20 protein-coding genes are annotated in these 19441 nt (G+C 73.1%); 13 read left to right on the top strand and 7 right to left on the bottom strand.

Annotated features, from left to right (window positions below; all coding sequences use genetic code 11):
* Nucleotides 1-7 precede the first annotated feature (7 nt).
* Both purF and ACFVFS_RS18295 read right to left on the bottom strand, forming a co-directional pair.
* The gene (gene purF, locus ACFVFS_RS18300) at nt 8-1591 is read right to left on the bottom strand and encodes an amidophosphoribosyltransferase (protein WP_376086576.1); all 1584 of its coding nucleotides are present in this window, start codon (nt 1589-1591) and stop codon (nt 8-10) included.
* Between the two features lie 231 nt (nt 1592-1822).
* Nucleotides 1823-2728: a diacylglycerol kinase gene (locus tag ACFVFS_RS18295; protein WP_380625292.1), complete on the bottom strand. Its 906-nt coding sequence runs from the start codon at nt 2726-2728 to the stop codon at nt 1823-1825.
* Between the two features lie 126 nt (nt 2729-2854).
* On the opposite strand from ACFVFS_RS18295, the gene ACFVFS_RS18290 reads away from it, so the two are divergent.
* Both ACFVFS_RS18290 and ACFVFS_RS18285 read left to right on the top strand, forming a co-directional pair.
* Nucleotides 2855-4138, top strand: a complete 1284-nt coding sequence (locus ACFVFS_RS18290) for an adenylosuccinate synthase (RefSeq protein WP_380625291.1) — start codon at nt 2855-2857, stop codon at nt 4136-4138.
* Between the two features lie 127 nt (nt 4139-4265).
* Nucleotides 4266-4868 (top strand): GNAT family N-acetyltransferase, encoded by a 603-nt coding sequence (locus tag ACFVFS_RS18285; protein ID WP_380625289.1) that lies wholly within the window; start codon nt 4266-4268, stop codon nt 4866-4868.
* Nucleotides 4869-4871: 3 nt separating this feature from the next.
* Here the strand turns inward: ACFVFS_RS18285 and ACFVFS_RS18280 are convergent, their stop codons facing one another.
* On the bottom strand, nt 4872-5006 hold the full coding sequence (locus ACFVFS_RS18280) for a hypothetical protein (protein ID WP_380625287.1): 135 nt from the start codon (nt 5004-5006) through the stop codon (nt 4872-4874).
* Between the two features lie 386 nt (nt 5007-5392).
* Here ACFVFS_RS18280 and ACFVFS_RS18275 point away from each other — a divergent pair, with 386 nt between their 5' ends.
* From ACFVFS_RS18275 to ACFVFS_RS18255, 5 genes are all read left to right on the top strand, one after another.
* Nucleotides 5393-6256 carry a helix-turn-helix domain-containing protein gene (locus ACFVFS_RS18275; protein WP_380625285.1) on the top strand — a complete coding sequence of 288 codons (864 nt, stop codon included), beginning with the start codon at nt 5393-5395 and terminating at the stop codon, nt 6254-6256.
* Entirely contained in the window at nt 6253-6444 is a 192-nt protein-coding gene (locus tag ACFVFS_RS18270; RefSeq protein ID WP_380625283.1) for a DUF397 domain-containing protein, read from the top strand. The genes ACFVFS_RS18275 and ACFVFS_RS18270 overlap by 4 nt, the downstream gene beginning before the upstream one ends.
* 56 nt (nt 6445-6500) lie before the next feature.
* Nucleotides 6501-6692 (top strand): DUF397 domain-containing protein, encoded by a 192-nt coding sequence (locus tag ACFVFS_RS18265; RefSeq protein ID WP_376086570.1) that lies wholly within the window; start codon nt 6501-6503, stop codon nt 6690-6692.
* Between the two features lie 191 nt (nt 6693-6883).
* Nucleotides 6884-8614: a methionine--tRNA ligase gene (gene metG / locus ACFVFS_RS18260; protein WP_380625281.1), complete on the top strand. Its 1731-nt coding sequence runs from the start codon at nt 6884-6886 to the stop codon at nt 8612-8614.
* Nucleotides 8615-8769: 155 nt separating this feature from the next.
* The gene (locus tag ACFVFS_RS18255) at nt 8770-9123 is read left to right on the top strand and encodes a DUF6087 family protein (RefSeq protein ID WP_380625279.1); all 354 of its coding nucleotides are present in this window, start codon (nt 8770-8772) and stop codon (nt 9121-9123) included.
* 27 nt (nt 9124-9150) lie between these two features.
* Here the strand turns inward: ACFVFS_RS18255 and ACFVFS_RS18250 are convergent, their stop codons facing one another.
* Both ACFVFS_RS18250 and ACFVFS_RS18245 read right to left on the bottom strand, forming a co-directional pair.
* Nucleotides 9151-10056: a class I SAM-dependent methyltransferase gene (locus ACFVFS_RS18250; RefSeq protein WP_380625277.1), complete on the bottom strand. Its 906-nt coding sequence runs from the start codon at nt 10054-10056 to the stop codon at nt 9151-9153.
* A gap of 26 nt (nt 10057-10082) precedes the next feature.
* Nucleotides 10083-11054, bottom strand: a complete 972-nt coding sequence (locus ACFVFS_RS18245) for an NAD(P)/FAD-dependent oxidoreductase (protein ID WP_380625275.1) — start codon at nt 11052-11054, stop codon at nt 10083-10085.
* 233 nt (nt 11055-11287) lie between these two features.
* On the opposite strand from ACFVFS_RS18245, the gene ACFVFS_RS18240 reads away from it, so the two are divergent.
* On the top strand, nt 11288-12346 hold the full coding sequence (locus ACFVFS_RS18240; RefSeq protein ID WP_380625273.1) for an aldo/keto reductase: 1059 nt from the start codon (nt 11288-11290) through the stop codon (nt 12344-12346).
* Nucleotides 12347-12402: 56 nt separating this feature from the next.
* Here ACFVFS_RS18240 and ACFVFS_RS18235 read toward each other — a convergent pair whose 3' ends face one another.
* Nucleotides 12403-13329 carry an NAD(P)-dependent oxidoreductase gene (locus tag ACFVFS_RS18235; RefSeq protein ID WP_380625271.1) on the bottom strand — a complete coding sequence of 309 codons (927 nt, stop codon included), beginning with the start codon at nt 13327-13329 and terminating at the stop codon, nt 12403-12405.
* A 105-nt stretch (nt 13330-13434) separates the two neighbouring features.
* Between ACFVFS_RS18235 and ACFVFS_RS18230 the strand changes: the two genes are divergently transcribed.
* A complete protein-coding gene (locus ACFVFS_RS18230) occupies nt 13435-13785 on the top strand; it encodes a winged helix-turn-helix transcriptional regulator (RefSeq protein ID WP_380625419.1) in 351 nt (116 codons plus the stop codon).
* Nucleotides 13786-13817: 32 nt separating this feature from the next.
* Here the strand turns inward: ACFVFS_RS18230 and ACFVFS_RS18225 are convergent, their stop codons facing one another.
* Entirely contained in the window at nt 13818-14240 is a 423-nt protein-coding gene (locus ACFVFS_RS18225) for a DUF350 domain-containing protein (protein WP_380625269.1), read from the bottom strand.
* A 173-nt stretch (nt 14241-14413) separates the two neighbouring features.
* Here ACFVFS_RS18225 and ACFVFS_RS18220 point away from each other — a divergent pair, with 173 nt between their 5' ends.
* From ACFVFS_RS18220 to ACFVFS_RS18205, 4 genes are all read left to right on the top strand, one after another.
* Nucleotides 14414-14878 (top strand): hypothetical protein, encoded by a 465-nt coding sequence (locus ACFVFS_RS18220; RefSeq protein ID WP_380625267.1) that lies wholly within the window; start codon nt 14414-14416, stop codon nt 14876-14878.
* Nucleotides 14879-14884: 6 nt separating this feature from the next.
* Nucleotides 14885-16114, top strand: a complete 1230-nt coding sequence (locus ACFVFS_RS18215; protein WP_380625265.1) for a glutathionylspermidine synthase family protein — start codon at nt 14885-14887, stop codon at nt 16112-16114.
* Nucleotides 16115-16270: 156 nt separating this feature from the next.
* Entirely contained in the window at nt 16271-17407 is a 1137-nt protein-coding gene (locus tag ACFVFS_RS18210; protein ID WP_380625263.1) for an acyltransferase family protein, read from the top strand.
* Nucleotides 17408-17493: 86 nt separating this feature from the next.
* A complete protein-coding gene (locus ACFVFS_RS18205) occupies nt 17494-19311 on the top strand; it encodes an NHL domain-containing thioredoxin family protein (protein ID WP_380625261.1) in 1818 nt (605 codons plus the stop codon).
* Nucleotides 19312-19441: the final 130 nt, after the last annotated feature.

Below are 19441 nucleotides of genomic sequence, written 5' to 3'. Positions count from 1 at the left end.
TTCGTCGTTACGGGCGGCGCAGCGCGTCGGCCGCGCCCGCCCCGCCGAGCAGCGACTGGACGCCGTCCAGGTCGCTGCCGCTGGTCGGCTTGCCGCGGACCGCGGGGGCCTGCTGGCCGCCCTTGATCTCGGCCTCCAGCAGGAGCTTGCCGAGCAGCGCGGGGTCCGGCAGCTCCATCGGGTACTCACCGTCGAAGCAGGCCCGGCAGAGCCGGTCCTTCGGCTGCTTGGTGGCCTCGATCATGCCGTCGATCGAGATGTAGGAGAGCGAGTCCGCGCCGAGGGTGCGGCCGATCTCCTCGATGGTCATGCCGTTGGCGATCAGCTCCGCGCGGGTGGCGAAGTCGATGCCGAAGAAGCACGGCCACTTCACCGGCGGCGAGGAGATCCGGATGTGGACCTCGGCGGCGCCGGCCTCGCGGAGCATCTTCACCAGGGCGCGCTGGGTGTTGCCGCGGACGATCGAGTCGTCGACCACGACCAGGCGCTTGCCCTGGATGACCTCGCGCAGCGGGTTGAGCTTGAGCCGGATGCCGAGCTGGCGGATGGTCTGGCTGGGCTGGATGAAGGTGCGGCCCACGTAGGCGTTCTTCACCAGGCCGGAGCCGTACGGGATCCCGCTGGCCTCGGCGTAGCCGATGGCGGCCGGGGTGCCGGACTCGGGCGTCGCGATCACCAGGTCGGCCTCGGCCGGGGCCTCCTTCGCCAGCCGGCGGCCCATCTCCACGCGGGAGAGGTGGACGTTGCGGCCGGCGATGGTGGTGTCCGGGCGGGCCAGGTAGACGTACTCGAAGACGCAGCCCTTGGGCTTGGCCTCGGCGAACCGCGAGGTGCGCATGCCGTTCTCGTCGATGGCGATCAGCTCGCCGGGCTCGACCTCGCGGATGAAGGAGGCGCCGCAGATGTCCAGCGCCGCCGTCTCGGAGGCGACCACCCAGCCGCGCTCCAGCCGGCCCAGCACCAGCGGGCGGATGCCCTGCGGGTCGCGGGCGGCGTAGAGCGTGTTCTCGTCCATGAAGACGAGCGAGAAGGCGCCCTTGACCTTGGGCAGGACGACCTTGGCCGTCTCCTCGATGGAGAGGTCCGGGTGGCCGGCGAGCAGCGCCGTCACCAGGTCGGTGTCATTGGTCGCGGCCGTCCTCCCGGAGCGGGAGACGTGCTCCTCGCCGGGGAGTTCGGCGACCATGGCCGCCAGTTCGGCGGTGTTCACCAGGTTTCCGTTGTGACCGAGGGCCAGCGAGCCGTGCACGGTCGCCCGGAAGGTCGGCTGGGCGTTCTCCCAGACCGAGGAACCGGTGGTCGAGTAGCGGGCGTGTCCGACGGCGATATGCCCGTGCAACGACCCCAGCGAGGCCTCGTCGAAGACCTGGGAGACGAGTCCCATGTCCTTGAAGACGAGAATCTGGGAGCCGTTGCTCACTGCGATGCCCGCGGATTCCTGACCGCGGTGCTGCAGGGCGTAAAGGCCGAAGAACGTGAGCTTGGCGACCTCCTCGCCGGGAGCCCAGACACCGAAGACGCCGCAAGCGTCCTGGGGGCCTTTCTCGCCGGGAAGAAGATCGTGGTTGAGTCTTCCGTCACCACGTGGCACGCCTTCGAGTCTAGGCCAGCCGATCCGCCCTCCGGGCACCCGGGCGGCCTGAGGCGACCGGGCACGGCCCGGTAACGCGCGTAGACAAAACCCCTTACCCGAGGCGGATTTCGGCGTCCCGGAACGGTCGGCGAACCCGCCCGGCCTTGCGGCTCGCGCCCGTTGGCCCGCTCCGGGCGCGTACGGCGCTTCGCCCGGCGTTCGTCCGCCGTTCGTCCAACGTGAGCCTGCTCACCCGGGGCCGCCGTCGGCGCGGGGCGGCCGGACGGCGGGCAGCAGCAGGCCCCAGCACCCCGGGTGGACGGTCCAGGTGCGGGCCCGGACCGGGCCGACCGGGTGGCCGTCCGCCTCGTACCCGAAGCCCCGCCCGGCCACCGAGACGCTGGCCGCCCGGGCCCGGAGCAGGGCGCCGGGGGCGCGGACCACGATCTCCATCACGCCCTCGCCGGCCGCGTCGCCGGAGGGCAGGGTCACCTGGACCACCCGGACCGGCCGGTGCACGTCGGCGAGCAGCCGGCCGTCCGCCTCGACCCGCAGCCGGGAGCTCGGCCCCTCCGGGCCCGGCTCGCCCCGGACCGGACCGGTGCGCTCCGGGGTGAGTACGGTCCCCTGCTCGGCCGCAGCCAGTTTCGCCCATAGCGAACGCCAGCCGCTCGGACGGCCGACCGGGCGCCGCACTCCGCTCCCCGAGATCCGCACCCCGCCGAGCGCCACCCCTCCGCCGTCGTCCACCAGCAGGTCCAGCTTCCGCGCCGCCCCCGCCAGCACCGCCCGCGCGGCCGCCACCGGGGCCGCCGGCACGCCCAGTCCGCGGGCCGCCGCGACCTCCTCCGGACGGCCGACCGGCACCAGGCCCACCGGGTCCGTCCCCAGCTCACGTTGGCGGTACAGGGCCTGGAGCACCCGCTGGAGCGCGAGATCGGAACCGATCACCACCGGTCGCCTCCGACCGCGGTGCGAAAGCACCCGGTCAAGCTCGGAAGGCGTCTCCGGATAGGCCACCTTGACGTCCGCCCCACCGGAGAGAACGTCCTTGGCGATCCGCACCGACTCGCCGTCGGACTGCCGGGCCGCCGGGTCGAGGAGCAGGAGGAGCGGCTCCGGGCCGCCGGTTGCAGGCGTGGACAGGGACGACACAACCGGTCCTTCCTCAGGTAATCTCTCGGTGCAAGAGCCCCTTGCGCTATTGCGCCAGGGGCTTCGTCTATCTCGGGGCAGACTGCGGCCTACGCAGGATGCCCCAACCGGAAGGGGTGTACGCCTGTGCCGGCACTCGTGCTCGTTGGCGCTCAGTGGGGAGACGAGGGCAAGGGGAAGGCGACCGACCTCCTCGGCGGCTCCGTCGACTACGTCGTCCGCTACCAGGGCGGCAACAACGCCGGTCACACGGTGGTCATCGGCGACCAGAAGTACGCGCTGCACCTGCTGCCTTCCGGCATCCTCAGCCCGAACGTGACGCCGGTGATCGGCAACGGCGTCGTCATCGACCCGGGCGTGCTGCTCTCCGAGCTCAACGGCCTGAACGAGCGCGGCATCGACACCTCCAAGCTGCTGGTCTCGGGCAACGCCCACCTGATCACGCCGTACCACCGCACCCTGGACAAGGTCACCGAGCGCTTCCTCGGCAAGCGCCGGATCGGCACCACCGGCCGCGGCATCGGCCCGACCTACGCGGACAAGATCAACCGCGTCGGCATCCGGGTCCAGGACCTCTTCGACGAGTCGATCCTCCGCCAGAAGATCGAGGCGGCGCTGCACGACAAGAACCAGCTGCTGGTCAAGCTGTACAACCGCCGCGCCATCCCCGCCGACCTGGTGCTGGAGGAGTACCTGGGCTACGCGGACAAGATCAAGCCGTTCCTGGCCGACACCACCCTGGTGCTGGACGAGGCGCTGAAGGCCGGCAAGGTCGTCCTGCTGGAAGGCGGCCAGGGCACCCTGCTGGACGTCGACCACGGCACGTACCCGTTCGTCACCTCCAGCAACCCCACCTCGGGCGGCGCCTGCACCGGCTCCGGCATCGGCCCCACCAAGATCGACCGGGTCATCGGCATCCTGAAGGCCTACACCACCCGCGTCGGCTCCGGCCCGTTCCCGACCGAGCTGCTCGACGAGGACGGCGAGGCGCTGCGCCGCATCGGCGGCGAGCGCGGCGTCACCACCGGCCGCGACCGCCGCTGCGGCTGGTTCGACGCGGTGATCGCGCGCTACGCGACCCGGGTCAACGGCCTCACCGACTTCTTCCTCACCAAGCTCGACGTGCTCACCGGCTGGGAGCAGATCCCGGTCTGCGTGGCGTACGAGATCGACGGCCGCCGGGTCGAGGAGCTGCCGTACAACCAGTCCGACTTCCACCACGCCAAGCCGGTCTACGAGACGCTGCCGGGCTGGAGCGAGGACATCAGCAAGGCGAAGACCTTCGAGGAGCTGCCGAAGAACGCCCAGGCGTACGTGAAGGCGCTGGAGGAGATGTCGGGCGCCCCGATCTCCGCCATCGGCGTCGGCCCGGGCCGGACCGAGACGATCCAGATCAACTCGTTCCTGTAGGCCGGCCGGCCCCTCGCACCGAAAGGCCCCGCGGGCGGACCCGCGGGGCTTTTCGCCGCCTCCGGACTTTTGTACTAGATCAAAAACCCATTGCCTCTAGTGCATTCCCGGGCTACCGTCTCCGATCATGACCGCGAAGCCGCCCGTCCCCGTCACCCTCGCCGGCCGCCACATCCGGCTGGAGCCGCTGGACCGCCGCCACCTGTCCGACCTGTGGGCCACCGTCGGCCCGGACCCCGAGGTGTGGCGGTGGATCCCGTTCAACGCGCCCACCACGGAGGAGGAGCTGGGGGCGATCCTCGACGTCCGGCTCGCCGAGACGGCGGCCGGGAACGCCGTGAAGTTCGCCGTGATCGACCTCGCGTCCGGCCGGGCCGTCGGCATCACCGGGTACTACGCGTTCAGCGCGGAGGACGAGCTCGTCGAGATCGGCGGCACCTGGTACGCCCGCTCGGTGTGGCGCAGCGCCGTCAACACCGAGGCGAAGCTGCTGCTCCTCGTCCACGCTTTCGAGGAGTTGGGCATGGGTCGGGTGTTCTGGAAGACCGACGCGCTCAACGAGCGTTCGCGCAACGCGATCCTGCGGCTGGGCGCGCGGTTCGAGGGCGTCCACCGCCGGGAGAAGCGGCGGGCCAGTGGCGTCTGGCGGGACACCGCGTACTTCTCGATGCTGCGCGACGAGTGGCCCGACGCGCGCGCCCGCCTGCGGCGGCGGCTGGCCGCCGGCTGAGCGCTAGGCGTCCTTGCGGGGCGCCAAGTCCCGTTTGCCCGTGCGCCGTTCCCGCGGCTGACGGGTCGCGATGATCTGCGCCACCACTCCGACGAAGACCACCGACACCAGCAGGCCCGTCAGCAACACCACGGCCATCAGCGATCGACCGCCGCCACGGCCCGGACCGCCTCGCCGCACACCCGGATGAGTTCCACACCCCAGTCATCGGCCGAAGTGGCGACCGGGTCAAGCCCCCGCCCACACGTTCGAGCCACGGCCGGCGGGCGGGGGCCGGGCCGGAACCCTCTGCCGGGATCGCGGTCGGGCGGACGCAGGAGGGCAAGCACCATCGACTGTCTCCAGTCCGGTTGAGGGGGAGGTGGGCTACCCGCAGCAGGCCGGCCCTGCAGCGACGACGCTAGGGTCCAGGGGCAACAGTTGCTACTGCTCCTGGTGCACTTCACCCCATCGGGCTACTCGGTGGACCCGGTGTCCACGGGGCGGCAAACTGCACCGAAGGCACCGAGCGAGGAGAGACGCGCATGCCACCACGCCTGTCGCCCAGCGTGCGCCAGCAACGACTCGGCTCGGAACTGCGCAGGCTGCGCGAGCACGCGGGCATGACCCCCAAGGCCATGGCGGCCGCGCTGGGCACCGACGTCCCCAAGATCTCCCAGATGGAGAACGGGAAGTCGGGCATCAGCGCCGACCGCCTGCGGTCCTGGGCCTCGGCCTGCCGGTGCGCGAACCTCCCGCTCATCGAGGCCCTGACCCTGATGACCCAGGACCGCGGCAAGCAGTGGTGGCACCACTTCCGCGGCCGGGTCCCCACCGGGATGCTCGACATCGCCGAGCTCGAACACCACGCGGAGTCGCTGCTCGTCCTGAACACCACCTCGATCCCGGGCCTGCTCCAGACCAGCCGGTACGCCGCCGCGATGTTCGCCCGGCTGCGTCCGCCGCTGCCGCGCCACGACGCCGACGTCCGGGCCGCCTTCCGCACGGAGCGCCAGCAGGTCCTCGCCGCCGGAAGGCCGTTCACCGCGTTCATACACGAGGCGGCGCTCCGGATGCAGTTCGGCGGTCCCGCCGTCCTCCGGGAACAGCTCGCGAGCCTGCTCGACGACGCCGAGCGCCCCGGGGTCACCGTCCGCGCGATCCCCTTCAGCGTCGACACCTATCCGGGCTCGGGCGAGGACCTCTTCCTCGCCCACGGGCCGGTCCCCGAACTCGACACCGTGCAGATCGACCTGACCCAGGGGCCGCAGTTCATCGACTCCGAAGCGGACCTGGCGTCCTACCGCGCCATCGTGGCCGAATCCGGCTCCCTGGCCCTGAGCCCCGAGGAGTCCCGCGGCTTCATCCGGCGCATCATGACGGACCTGAAAGGCTGGCCACCCCGATGACCGACTGGCAGAAGTCCTCCATAAGCGGCAACAGCAACCAGTGCGTCGAGGTGCGCACCGCCGGCGGCCACATCGAGATCCGCGAATCCGACGCCCCCGACACGGTCATCACCACCACCCCCGAGAGGTTCGCGCGCTGGATCGCAGGCGTCAAGCGCGGCGAGTTCGACCGCTCCACCCCCGCCTGACCGCACCGTTCCGCCCTCCGCACCCGACCCCCTACCCCGAAGGAGCCCACCCCTCCATGGACACCTGGCAGAAGGCCGCCCCCGGCGGCGAGGGCGACGACGCCCTGGAGATCCGCACCGTCGACGGCATGGTCGAGATCCGCGACCCCCGGAACGACGCCGTCATCGTCCGCACCACCCCCCGCAAGTGGGCCGCCTTCGTCCTCGGCGTGAAGGCCGGCGAGTTCGACCACTTCGTCGCCCCCTAGCCACCCGGGGAAATGGGCGCGAGGGGGAAGGGCGGGCTTCGATAGGATTGAGGGGCCCACAGTGGAACGTCGCTCTGGCCGGCAGCCCGGGAGGCGACGCCTGTGCCCGGATCCCCTCGCCGCCCAGACCCTGCGCCCGTCACGGCACTCCGGGACAGGGGTGCGTGCGGGAGAAATCGGAGCATCCGAGGATGGCTCGGCACCTGATCACCAGCGCCCTCCCCTACATCAACGGGATCAAGCACCTGGGCAACATGGTCGGGTCCATGCTGCCGGCGGACGTCTACTCGCGGTACCTGCGCCAGCGCGGGCACGAGGTGCTCTACATCTGTGCGACCGACGAGCACGGGACGCCGGCCGAGCTGGCCGCGCAGGAGGCCGGACTGCCGGTCGCGGAGTTCTGCGCGCGGGCGCACGGGCAGCAGAAGGCGGTCTACGACGGCTTCCGGCTGTCGTTCGACTACTTCGGCCGCAGCTCCTCCCCGCAGAACCGGGAGATCACCCAGGAGATCGCCCGCGAGCTGCACGCCAACGGGTTCATCGAGGAGCGGGCGATCCGCCAGGTGTACTCCAACGCGGACGGCCGCTTCCTGCCGGACCGGTACATCGTCGGCACCTGCCCGCACTGCGGCTACGACAAGGCGCGCGGCGACCAGTGCGAGAACTGCACCCGCGTGCTGGACCCGACGGACCTGCTGGAGCCGCGCTCGGCGATCAGCGGCAGCGCGGACCTGGAGGTGCGGGAGACCTCGCACCTGTTCCTGCTCCAGTCGAAGCTGACCGGACAGGTCGAGGACTGGGTCGCCGCGCACGCCGACGAGTGGCCGGTGCTGGCCTCCTCGATCGCCCGCAAGTGGCTGACCGAGGGCCTGCAGGACCGCGCGATCACCCGTGACCTGGAGTGGGGCGTACCGGTGCCGGCCGACGTCTGGCCCGAGCTGGCGGCCGCCGGCAAGGTCTTCTACGTCTGGTTCGACGCGCCGATCGAGTACATCGGGGCGACGAAGGAGTGGGCGGACGCGGCGCCGGCCGGCGAGCTGCGGGACTGGAAGTCCTGGTGGTACGAGGCCGACGAGACCGTCCGCTACACCGAGTTCATGGCCAAGGACAACGTCCCGTTCCACACCGTGATGTTCCCGGCGACCATCCTCGGCTCGCGCAAGCCGTGGAAGAAGGTCGACTACGTCAAGGCCTTCAACTGGCTGACGTACTACGGCGGGAAGTTCTCCACCAGCCAGAAGCGCGGCATCTTCACCGACGTCGCCCTGGAGCTGCTGCCGGCCGACTACTGGCGCTACTTCCTGATGGCGCACGCCCCCGAGTCCGACGACTCCAGCTTCACCTGGGACCTCTTCTCCTCGGTGGTCAACAAGGACCTCGCCGACACCCTCGGCAACTTCGTCAACCGGGTGCTGTCGTTCAGCCGCAAGCGGTTCGGCGACGACGTGCCGGCCGGGCACCCGGCGGGCGAGGCCGAGGAGCGCCTGGGCGCGCAGATCGCCGAGCTGCTGGCCGACTACGAGGCGCAGCTGGAGGCGCTCAACTTCCGCAAGGCGGCGCAGAGCCTGCGCACCCTGTGGAGCGCGGGCAACGCCTACCTGGACGAGAAGGCGCCCTGGCTGCAGGTGAAGACCGACCCGGAGGCGGCGGCGCTGACGCTGCGCACCGCGATGAACCTCATCCACCTGTACGCGGTGGTCTCCGAGCCGTTCATCCCGGCGGCGGCGCAGGCGATGCGCGAGGCCTTCGCGCTGCCGGCCGACGCCCCGGCGCGCACCGCCACCTGGGTGGACGCGGACGCGGCCCGGGCGCTGGACGCGGTGCCGGCCGGAACGCCGTTCACGGTGCCGCCGGTGCTCTTCGCGAAGATCACCGACGAGGACCTGGCCACCTGGACCGAGCGCTTCGGCGGCGGCGAGTAGGCCCGTAGGCGGGTGGCAGCCGGTGGGCGGCCGTCCTCCCCCGCGAGGGGAGGGCGGCCGTCCATCGGTTTTTCACCCGATCGTGGAATCGCCCGGCCCACGGCGGATCGGCAAGACTGGCCGTCCCCGACCGACACCCGAGGGAGGCCCCGACGATGGCCGCCGAGGACGATCCGTTCGCCGAAGAGCCCCCGGCCGAGGAGCCGTTGGCCGACTGGTACGCCAAGCGGGCGCGCCGCCGCCGGGCCCCGGGGACACGGGACGCGATCACCCTCGCCCCCGGCCCCCGACGCGCGGCGCACCTCTTCCAGGACCTGCCCCGGCTGGTGGTCGAGTGGGACGGCCACACCTGGCAGCCCGTCGCGGTGGCCGAGAACTACGCCGAGGCCTACCCCCTGATCGTCCGCCCCGACCGCGCCTCCGGCCCCGCGACCCTCTTCCCCCAGGCCGACACCCCCGTCCCCCTCCTGCGCCGCGGCACCGGCCGCCACCGCAAACCCGACCGCTGACGACCGGTCCGCCTTGAGCAGCGGGTCTCAGGGCGTGCGGGCGGTGTGGACGGTGAGGGCGGAGAGGTAGAAGGCGTCGGGGCGGGAGAGGATGCCGGTGGGGGCGTCGCGGTCCAGCAGGGCGTCCAGGGCGGCGCGGTCGCCGGCGTCCAGGAGTTCGGCCAACTGGTCGCGGCGGCGGGAGAGTTGGACGTGCAGGAACGCGCGGGACGGGGCGTCCAGCGGGGCCGGGCGGTCGACCAGGAAGGTCCGGGTGCCGGTGGGGACCAGGCCGGCCGCGGCCAGCAGGGCGGGCCAGTCCTCGACCACCGCCACGGTGTCCGGGACGGACGCCCGCATCGCCGTGAAGGAGTCCTCGTAGGCCGCGTCCAGGCGGGCCTGGAGGCCGGGGCGGCCGAGGCCGAGGTCGCGCGGGAGGTAGCGGGCCGGCAGGCCGCCCTCGGCGACGGCCAGCAGGCCGCCCGGGCGCAGGGTGGCGGCCAGCGCGGTCAACGCGGCCTGCTGGTCGCCGAGATGGTGGATCGCGTTGCCGGACCAGACCAGGTCGGCGCGGCCGAGGGTGCCGAGGTCCTCGGGCAGGTCGGCACGGAGGGCGCCGACGCGGCCGGCCGAGCGGGTGCGGGCGCGCTCCAGCAGGGCGGCGGACTGGTCGACGGCGACGACCTCGGCGGCCGGGAAGGCCTCCGCGAGCAGTCCGGCGATCACCCCGGGGCCGCTGCCCACGTCGAGCACCCGGTGGACGGGGGTGCCGTCCAGCAGGCCGCCCAGCCACCGGGCGGCCTCGGTGACGGCCGGGGCCTTCAGCTCGGCCTCGCGCTCCAGGTGGCCGGCGAGGGCGTCCCAGTCGAACCCGGCGTCCTGGCCGTGGTGGTGGGCGTGGGCATGGGTGTGGTCCTGGTGGTGGTGCCGATGGGTGTGGGCGTGCCCGGTCATCGGGAGGTCCTTCCTCTCGGGGTGGCTTACGCGGCGACGAGGGCGCGTTCGACGTCCTCGTCCACCAGATCGTGGTTGAGCGCGAACGCCGCCGCGGCGCCCGCTCCGGCGGCGGTGACCACCTGGGCGCGCGGGTCGGCGACATTGCCCACCGCCCACACCCCCGGCACGCTGGTGCGGCCGGTGCGGTCGGTGGTCACCCAGCCCTGCGCGTCCCGCTCGCAGTCCAGGCCGAACAGCAGGGCGTCCCGCGGCACCATGCGCGGAAAGAGGAACAGCGCCTCGCGCGGCAGGGCCGTGCCGTCCGCCAGTTCGACGCCGCGCAGCCGGTCGTCGGTGACGACGGCCCGCTTGACCTCGCCCTCGACGACCCGCACGCCCCGGGCGGCGAGCCTGGCGCGGTCGTCCGCGGACGGCTCCAGGGTGTGCGCGAGGAGCACCACGTCCGCCGACCACTGGCGCAGCAGCAGCGCCTGGTGCACCGCGCCCGGGTGGGTGCCGAGCACGCCGAGCGGGCGGTCGCGGACCTCGTAGCCGTGGCAGTACGGGCAGTGCAGCACGTCGCGGCCCCACCGCTCGGCCAGGCCGGGCAGCTCCGGCAGGCCGTCGCGCAGCCCGGTGGCGACCACCACCCGGCGGGCCCGCAGGGCCGGGCCGCCGGCCAGGTGGACGTCGAAGGCGGGGGCGTCCGCGGACGGCACCGGCTCGATGTGGTCCACCCGGGCGTCGAGCAGGTCGACCCCGTACCCCGCCAGCTCGGCGCGGCCGGTCTCCAGCAGCGCGGCCGGGGACATGCCGTCCCGGGAGAGGAAGCCGCCCATGGTCGCGGCCGGGGCGTTGCGCGGCTGCCCGGCGTCCACCACGGCCACCCGGCGGCAGACCCGGGCCAGCACCAAGGCCGCACTCAGTCCGGCGGCGCCGCCCCCGACCACCACGACCTCGTAGCCGTCGGCAGCGGCGGGGGTCCCGGATCCGGTCTCGTCTCGCGTGTCGCTCACGCCGATCACCTCCACCGCCAGGCTGCGCCGACCACCGGACGGGAGGCAACTTTCGTTGCTGTTTCGGCAACACCCGCCCGACGGCGGCCGACAGCGGACGGCACCGGCGGACGAGCCGGCTCCCCCGGCCGGCGGAAACGCCCCTTGCCCTGGAGCGCACTCCAACTCCTAGGGTCGGCGGGCGGGTCACCGACCGGCACGCAGCAACGACACACCCCAGGGGGGACACCACCATGCGCTACCGCACCCTCGGCGGCACCGGCATCGAGGTCAGCACCTACTGCCTCGGCACGATGATGTTCGGCGCGATCGGCAATCCCGACCACGACGACTGCGCCCGGATCGTCCACGCCGCCCTCGACGCGGGCATCAACGTCGTCGACACCGCCGACATGTACTCGGCCGGCGAGTCCGAGGAGATCGTCGGCAAGGCCCTGCAGGCCCGCGGCGACCGCGACGACGTCGTACTGGCCACCAAGGTCCACTTCCCGATGGGCGAGGGCCGCAACCGCGGCGGCAACTCCCGCCGCTGGATCGTCCGCGAGGTCGAGGAGAGCCTGCGCCGACTGCGCACCGACCGGATCGACCTCTACCAGGTGCACCGGCCCGACCCCGCCACCGACCTGGAGGAGACCCTCGCCGTGCTCGGCGACCTGGTGCGGGCCGGCAAGATCCTCGCCTTCGGCTGCTCGACCTTCCCGGCCCACGAGCTCGTCGAGGCCCACCACCTCGCCGAGCGGCGCGGCCTGGCCCGGTTCCGCACCGAGCAGCCGCCGTACTCGCTGCTCGCCCGCGGCATCGAGCGGGACGTCCTGCCGACCGTGCGGCGGCTCGGCATGGGGGCGCTGACCTGGTCCCCGCTCGCCTCCGGCTTCCTCACCGGCCGCTACCGCAAGGACCGGCCGGTCGACCTGGGCAGCGGGCGGGCCGCCCTGATGCCGGCCCGGTTCGACCCGGCGCTGCCGGTCAACCAGGCCAAGCTGGACGCCGTCGAGGAGCTGACCGCCGTCGCCGAGGACCTCGGCCGCACCCTGCCCGAACTGGCCCTCGCCTTCCCGCTCGCGCACCCGGCGGTCACCTCGGTGATCATCGGGCCGCGCACCGCCGACCAACTGGCGGCGGCGCTCAAGGGCGCCGACCTCGTCCTCGACGACGCCGTCCTGGACCGCATCGACGCGATCGTCCCGCCCGGCACCGACGTCTACCCCCCGGACGGCGTCTGGAAGCCCCGCACCCTGACCGACCCCGCGCTGCGCCGCCGCCTCCCCGCCGACCGCCCCGCGGCCGGCTGACGGGGAGAGCGGGAGAGCGGGAGAGCGGGAGAGCGGCTGACCGGAGGAGCCCCGGCCTACCCGCGCCCGCGCAGCAGGTCCACCACTCCGGTGAGGTCCTCCGCGCCGTTGCGGTCCGGGTCGGCGGCGAGCCGCCGCTGCATCAGCTCGAAGTAGGGCGTGAGCAGTTCCGTGCTCACGCCCTGCTCCTCGGCGGTCCGCAGGAAGGTCGGCACGCCGGCGACCTGCATCGCCAGGGTGGAGACGACGCCCCCGGTGTAGTCGCCGGCCACCAGCCGCCCGGCGGTGGCCGCGATCGAGCCGGTCATCGCGGTGAGCCAGGAGGAGAGCAGCGGGGCCAGCGCGCGCGGGTCGACGGACTCCCCGCTGACCAGCGCGAAGGCGTGCGCCACGCCCCCGAACATGCCGTACATCGCGCTCAGCAGCGCCACGTCGTGCAGCGCGGCGAAGCCGGCGTCCGCGCCGACGTACCGGGCGCCGGCCGGGGCGGCGAGGGTCGCGCGGTGCTCCTCGAACAGCTCCTGCGAGCCGCTGTAGAAGACGTACGGGCCGGCCTGCGGGACGCCGATCATCGGCGGGACGGCCATGATGCCGCCGTCCAGGTAGCGGGCGCCGCGCGCGGTCACCCGGGCGGCGCGGTCGCGGGCCGTGCCGGGGGTGCTGGTGACCAGGTTGACGACGTCCTTGCCGGTGAGGTCGGCGCCGTCCAGCGCCTCCTCGACCGAGGCGTCGTCGAGCAGGCAGACCACCACCAGCCGGTTGGCGGCGACCGCCTCGGCCGCGGTGGCGGCGACGCCGGCGCCCCGGGCGGCGAGCGGTTCGGCCCGGGCGGCGGTGCGGTTCCAGACGGTGAGCGGGTGCCCCTCGGCGAGCCAGGCCCCGGCCAGGGCGGTGCCCATCGCACCGAGGCCGAGCAGGGTGAGCGGGGCGGGATGCGCGGTCGGCGGGATCTCCGACACGGTGTCAGCGGTGTTCTCTGTCATACCGGTCAGCCTCGTTCCGGCCCCCGGAACCGCTCAAGTACGCACTTCGGAGTGGGTGGTTACCCTGGGGTGAGCGAGCAGGCCGGCGAGGGGTGGGGGCAGGACATGGCGGTGACCGTGCCGAGGCCCGGTGCGTACGTGTGCGGGATCGACGCCGCGATGGACGTGATCGGCGGCAAGTGGAAGGTGCTGATCCTCTGGGCGCTGGCCGAACGGCCGAGCCTGCGCTTCGGCGAGCTGCGCCGGCAGGTTCCGGGCATCACCGAGAAGGTGCTCGCCGCCCACCTGCGGGAGCTGGAGGCGGACGGCATCGTGCACCGCGAGTCGTACGACGAGGTGCCGCCACGGGTCGAGTACTCGCTGACCGAGGCCGGGCGGCGGCTCAACGAGGCGCTGGCACCGCTGGGCGCCTGGGGCCGGCGGCACGTGCTGGACGGCGCCCCGCACCCGGCCTGACGCGGGGCGCGGCGGGCGCGGCCCGGCCGGGCTCAGGCGATCGAGGCGGACACGATCGCCGCCACCGCGAGGTTGCAGCTGGCGGTCACCCAGACCGCCGGGTGCGGCTCCGGGTCGACGAGGATCGCGCCCAGCTTGCCCGGCGTCAGCACGTCCACCACCCAGAACGCGACGGCCATCAGCACCAGGCCGAGCACGCCGAAGCAGACGGTGGAGACCAGGCCCTTCCCGAAGTCCTCGTAGGTGTAGAGGATCGCGGTGAAGACGATGCCGCCGATGCCGAGCAGCGCCGAGCTGAGCAGCACGGCGGCGTTGCGGTTGCGCTCCACCCAGATCTGGCGGCCGAGCTTGCCGGGCGTCAGGACGTCCACCAGGACGATGCCGAGCAGCAGCAGGACCACCCCGACGCCGCCGAAGGCGGCCGCCGCGCCGAGACCGTGCAGGATGTCGTTCATGGGTGTCTGGCCCCCCGGGTTCCGTGTCGCAGGTCGCAGGCCGTGGTGCGGACGGCCCGCGCGCAGGCCCCCTCCCACGGTCAAGGATCGGCAAAAGATAACCCATCACGGTCGGGTTCCGAGGGGGAACAGCCCCTCCCGCACCATCCGGAGCACGCGTACCATCAGGCGCCATGACCCAGCCGCCGCCCGCCGCTCCCGCCCGGATACCGGACGTCCCCCGTCCGGACGCCCCGGCACCGGACACTGCAGCGCCGCAGCCCGCGGCACCGCCCGCCGCCGCACCGCACGCCGCCGCACCGGGCAGCGGGGCACCGGGCAGCGGGGCACCGGGCGCCCCCGCCCGCCGCCGCTCCGGCTTCGTCGCGCTCGGCATGGTCGGCACCCTCGCGCTCGCCCTCTCCGGCTGCTCGTCCTCCTCCGGGAAGAACCCGCCGAGCCGCTGCGTCGACCCGACCACCCTCAAGGTCCTCGACAGCCACTCCTGCGCGGCCAAGGGCACCACCACCACCGCCGGCCGCTGGTACTACTGCGGCTCCGGCGGCAGCACCGCCGTCGGCGGCACCTTCGACAAGGCCGCCACCAAGCGCGGCGGCTTCGGCTGCCCGTCCGGCTCCAGCGGCTCGGGCGGGGGCTGATCCGCCGTGCGCCGCCGTACCGTCGAACCCCGCCCCGACTGGCTGGCCACCGTCGAGGGCCAGGGCCTCATCTACGCGATGTGCTCCGACCCGTGCAACCAGGGCGGCCCGCACGCCTACTGGGACGAGTCCGCCTACTACGAGTTCTCGCTGCCCGAGGTCGAGGCCCTGGAGGAGGTGGTCGAGGAGCTGCACGAGCTTTCGCTGGCCGCCGCCGACCACGTGGTGCGCACCGGCCGGTTCGCCGACTACGGCATCACCGACCTGCGGCTCGCCGCCGCCGTCGCCGAGTCCTGGCACCGCCGCGACGAGCAGCCCAGCCTCTACGGCCGGTTCGACCTCGCCTACGACGGCACCGGCCCGGCCAAGCTGTTCGAGTACAACGCCGACACCCCGACCTCGCTGATCGAGGCGGCCGGCCCGCAGTGGTTCTGGATGGAGGAGCGGTTCCCGCGGGCCGACCAGTGGAACTCGCTGCACGAGCGGCTGGTCGCCTCCTGGGCCCGGCAGAAGCACCTGCTGCCGCCCGGCCCGGTGCACTTCGCGCACTCCCGCGGCGACACCGAGGGCGAGGACTGGATGACCACCCTCTACCTCCAGGAGTGCGCCGAGCAGGCGGGCGTCGAGACGGTCGGCATCGCCATGGAGGACATCGGCTGGGACGGCCTGTCCGGCCGCTTCGTCGACCTGGAGCACCGCTTCGTCCGCGCCGCGTTCAAGCTCTACCCCTGGGAGTGGCTGGCCTCCGACGAGTTCGGCGAGCAGCTGCTGGACGTCGTCGACCACGGCGGCTCCACCGGCTCCACGATGTGGATCGAGCCGGCCTGGAAGATGCTGCTCTCCAACAAGGCCCTGTTGGCCGTGCTCTGGGAGCTGAACCCGGGTCACCCCAACCTGCTGCCCGCCTACCTGGACGGCCCGCGCGAGCTCGCCGCCCCGGACGGCCCGGGCTACGCCGCCAAGCCGCTGCTCGGCCGCGAGGGCGCGGGCGTGCGCATCGTCGAGCCCGGCGGCCGCGAGACCCGGCTCGCCGACTGGGCCGGCGACCCGGACCGCTACGGCGCCGAGGGCCACTGCTACCAGCAGCTCCACCCGCTGCCCGACTTCGACGGCAACCGCCCCGTCCTCGGCACCTGGGTGGTCGACGGCGAGGCCGCGGGACTCGGCATCCGCGAGACCGACGACAGCCCCATCACCCATCAGGGCGCCCGCTTCCTGCCCCACCTCATCGTCTGAGCCGCCGTCCGGGCCGGGCCGCCACCGGGCCCGGACCCGTCCTCCGTTCGAGTGGAAACCGGCGACCGCGATCCGCGATAATGCTGGCCGCCTCGCGCCCGTCGGTAGCCGTACGATCCGGGCGCCGTCTTCCTGGACCCCCCGGAGATCCTGCCCATGCGCACCATGACCCATGCCGAGTTCCTTGCGCTGAGGCGGTTCGACGCCTTGGACGGCCTACGGGCGATAGCCGCCGTCATCGTGGTCTTCTTCCACTACGCGCGGCCCTGGGCCACCGGGCTGTCCGGGTGGATCGGCGTGCACATCTTCTTCGTGGTCTCGGGCTTCCTGATCACCACGCTGATGCTGCGTGAGCACGACCGCAACGGACGGATCTCGCTCCGCGAGTTCTACGTCCGCCGGATCTTCCGGATCTGGCCGCTCTACTACCTGGGGCTCGCGATCACCGCCGTCGGCGTGTACCGCAGCGGCGGCGGCTGGGACGCGCTCATGAACCACCTGCCGCACTTCCTGCTGTTCATGAACGAGTACCACCTCCAGGGGTGGGAGCCGTATCTGCACACCTGGACCATCGGCATCGAGTGGAAGTTCTACATGGTCTGGCCGCTGGTGCTGATCCTCGTCACCGCGATCTCCAAGCGGCTGCGCATCCCGGTGGCCGTCGCCGCCATCGCCCTCGTGCTCGTGGACTGGTCGGACACCTGGCACAAGATGGGCATCCACTACTCGATCCTGCTGATCGGCGCGCTGCTGGCGCTGGTGCTCCACTCGCCGCGCGGCTACGCCCTGCTCCGGCCCGTCACCCACCCGGTCGTCGGCGTGGTGGCGGCCGTCGCCTTCGTCGTCCTGCACATGCACATCCCGGACCTCAAGGCCTACTACGGCGCCGAGGAGCCGGTGATCTTCCTCTACTCGCTCGCCCTGGCCCTCGTCCTGCCCTCGCTGCTGAGCCCGGGCCCGGGGCGGTGGCTGCTCTCGCTGCGGCCCATGGTGTTCGTCGGCGAGCGCTCCTACGGCCTCTACCTGTTCCAGGCCCTCGCGGTGGGCCTGGCCGGGGTGCTCGCCCCCTGGGTGGCCGGCGGCACCGCGCTCAGGGGCGTGGTCGTCACCCTGGTCAGCCTGTTCGTGGCCGACGCCCTGTACCACCGGCTGGAGCAGCCCATGATCGAGGTCGGCCGGAAGCTGATCAAGCGCTTCCTCCGCAAGCCCACCGCCCCCGTCCCCGCCCCCGCCGCCCCCGCGGACCACCCCGCCGACCGCCCCGGCGCACTCGCCGAACCGCTCAGCCGCTGAGCCACCGGGCCGCCGGGCCGCCGCCCGCTCGCCGGCCGGCGGCCCGGCCGGAATGCTTCCACCACCCGATGGGGTTGGATGAGGGCATGGCATCTCGTGCACGTGTACGCGCCCCCGAGCTGGTCGGGGCAGGCGGTTGGCTCAACACCGGGGGCAAGGAGCTGGCGCTCGCCGACTTCCGAGGCAAGATCACCATCCTGGACTTCTGGACGTTCTGCTGCATCAACTGCCTGCACGTCCTCGACGAGCTGCGGGAGCTGGAGGAGAAGCACCGGGACACCGTGGTGATCGTCGGCGTGCACTCGCCCAAGTTCGTGCACGAGGCCGACCACCGGGCCGTGGTGGACGCGGTGGACCGCTACGAGGTGCACCACCCGGTGCTGGACGACCCCGCGCTCGAGACCTGGAAGCAGTACGCGGTGCGGGCCTGGCCGACGCTGGTGGTGATCGACCCCGAGGGCTACGTGGTCGCCCAGCACGCCGGCGAGGGGCACGCGCACGCGATCGCCCGGCTGGTCGAGGAGCTGGAGGCCGAGCACGCCGCGAAGGGCACCCTGCGGCGCGGCGACGGCCCGTACGTGGCGCCCGAGCCGACCGCCGGGGACCTCAAGTTCCCGGGCAAGGCCGTCCGGCTGCCGAACGGCCACTTCCTGGTCGCGGACTCCGGCCACCACCGCCTCGTCGAACTGGAGGCCGACGGCGAGACCGTGGTGCGCCGGATCGGCGACGGGGTCCGCGGCCTGCTGGACGGCACCAGCCCCCGGTTCAGCGAGCCGCAGGGCCTGGTGCTGCTGCCGGAGGGCACCGCCGAGTACGACGTGGTCGTCGCCGACACCGTCAACCACGCGCTGCGCGGCCTCCGGCTCGCCGACGGCGCCGTGACCACCCTGGCCGGCACCGGCCGGCAGTGGTGGCAGGGCTCGGCGACCGGGGGACCGGCCCGCGAGGTGGACCTCTCCTCGCCCTGGGACGTCGCCTGGTTCGACGGCCGGGTGTGGATCGCGATGGCCGGCGTCCACCAGCTCTGGGCGTACGACCCGGCCGCCGGCACGGTCGGTGTCGCGGCCGGCACCACCAACGAGGGCCTGGTCGACGGCCCCGCCGCCGAGGCCTGGTTCGCCCAGCCCTCCGGCCTGGCCGTCTCGGCGGACGGCGAGCGGCTCTGGGTCGCCGACTCCGAGACCTCGGCGCTGCGCTGGGTTTCACGTGAAACCAAGACCGTGCACAGCGCGGTCGGCACCGGCCTGTTCGACTTCGGGCACCGCGACGGCGCGGCCGGGCAGGCGCTGCTCCAGCACCCGCTGGGCGTCACCGTGCTCCCGGACGGCTCGGTGGCCGTCAGCGACACCTACAACCACGCGCTGCGCCGCTACGACCCGGCGAGCGGCGAGGTCAGCACGCTGGCCACCGACCTGCGCGAGCCCTCCGGCGCGGTGCTGGTGGACGGCGACATCGTGGTCGTCGAGTCCGCCCGCCACCGGCTGACCCGGCTGCGGCTGCCCGAGGAGGCCGTCCGGGTGGACGCGGTGGCGCACCGCACCCGGCGGGCCGCCACCGAGGTCGCCCCGGGCGCCCTGCGGCTGGACGTGGTCTTCCGGGCGCCCACCGGCCAGAAGCTGGACGAGCGCTACGGCCCGTCCACCCGGCTGCTGGTCAGCGCCACCCCGCCCGAGCTGCTGGTCTCCGGCGCGGGCGCGGACTCCGCGCTCTCCCGCGAGCTGGTGCTCTCCGACACGGTCGCCGAGGGCGTGCTGCACGTCTCCGCGATGGCGGCGTCCTGCGACGACGACCCGGAGATCGAGTACCCGGCCTGCCACGTCCACCAGCAGGACTGGGGCGTGCCGGTGAAGCTCACCGCCGACGGCGCGCGCCGGCTGCCGCTGGTGCTGGCGGGCCTGGAGTAGCCGGCCCCGGGCACGCGGAAGGGCCCGGCGGGCGCGGCGGTTTCTAACGGTCCTCGCAACACCTGATGGCTTACGTGGTCGTCAGTAGATCACGCAGGCGCTCGGCTGGGGTTCTCCAGCCGAGCGTTTT

The organism is Kitasatospora sp. NPDC057692 (assembly GCF_042799475.1).
Lineage (GTDB): Bacteria > Actinomycetota > Actinomycetes > Streptomycetales > Streptomycetaceae > Kitasatospora.
This window is presented reverse-complemented; position numbering and strand designations above follow the sequence as displayed.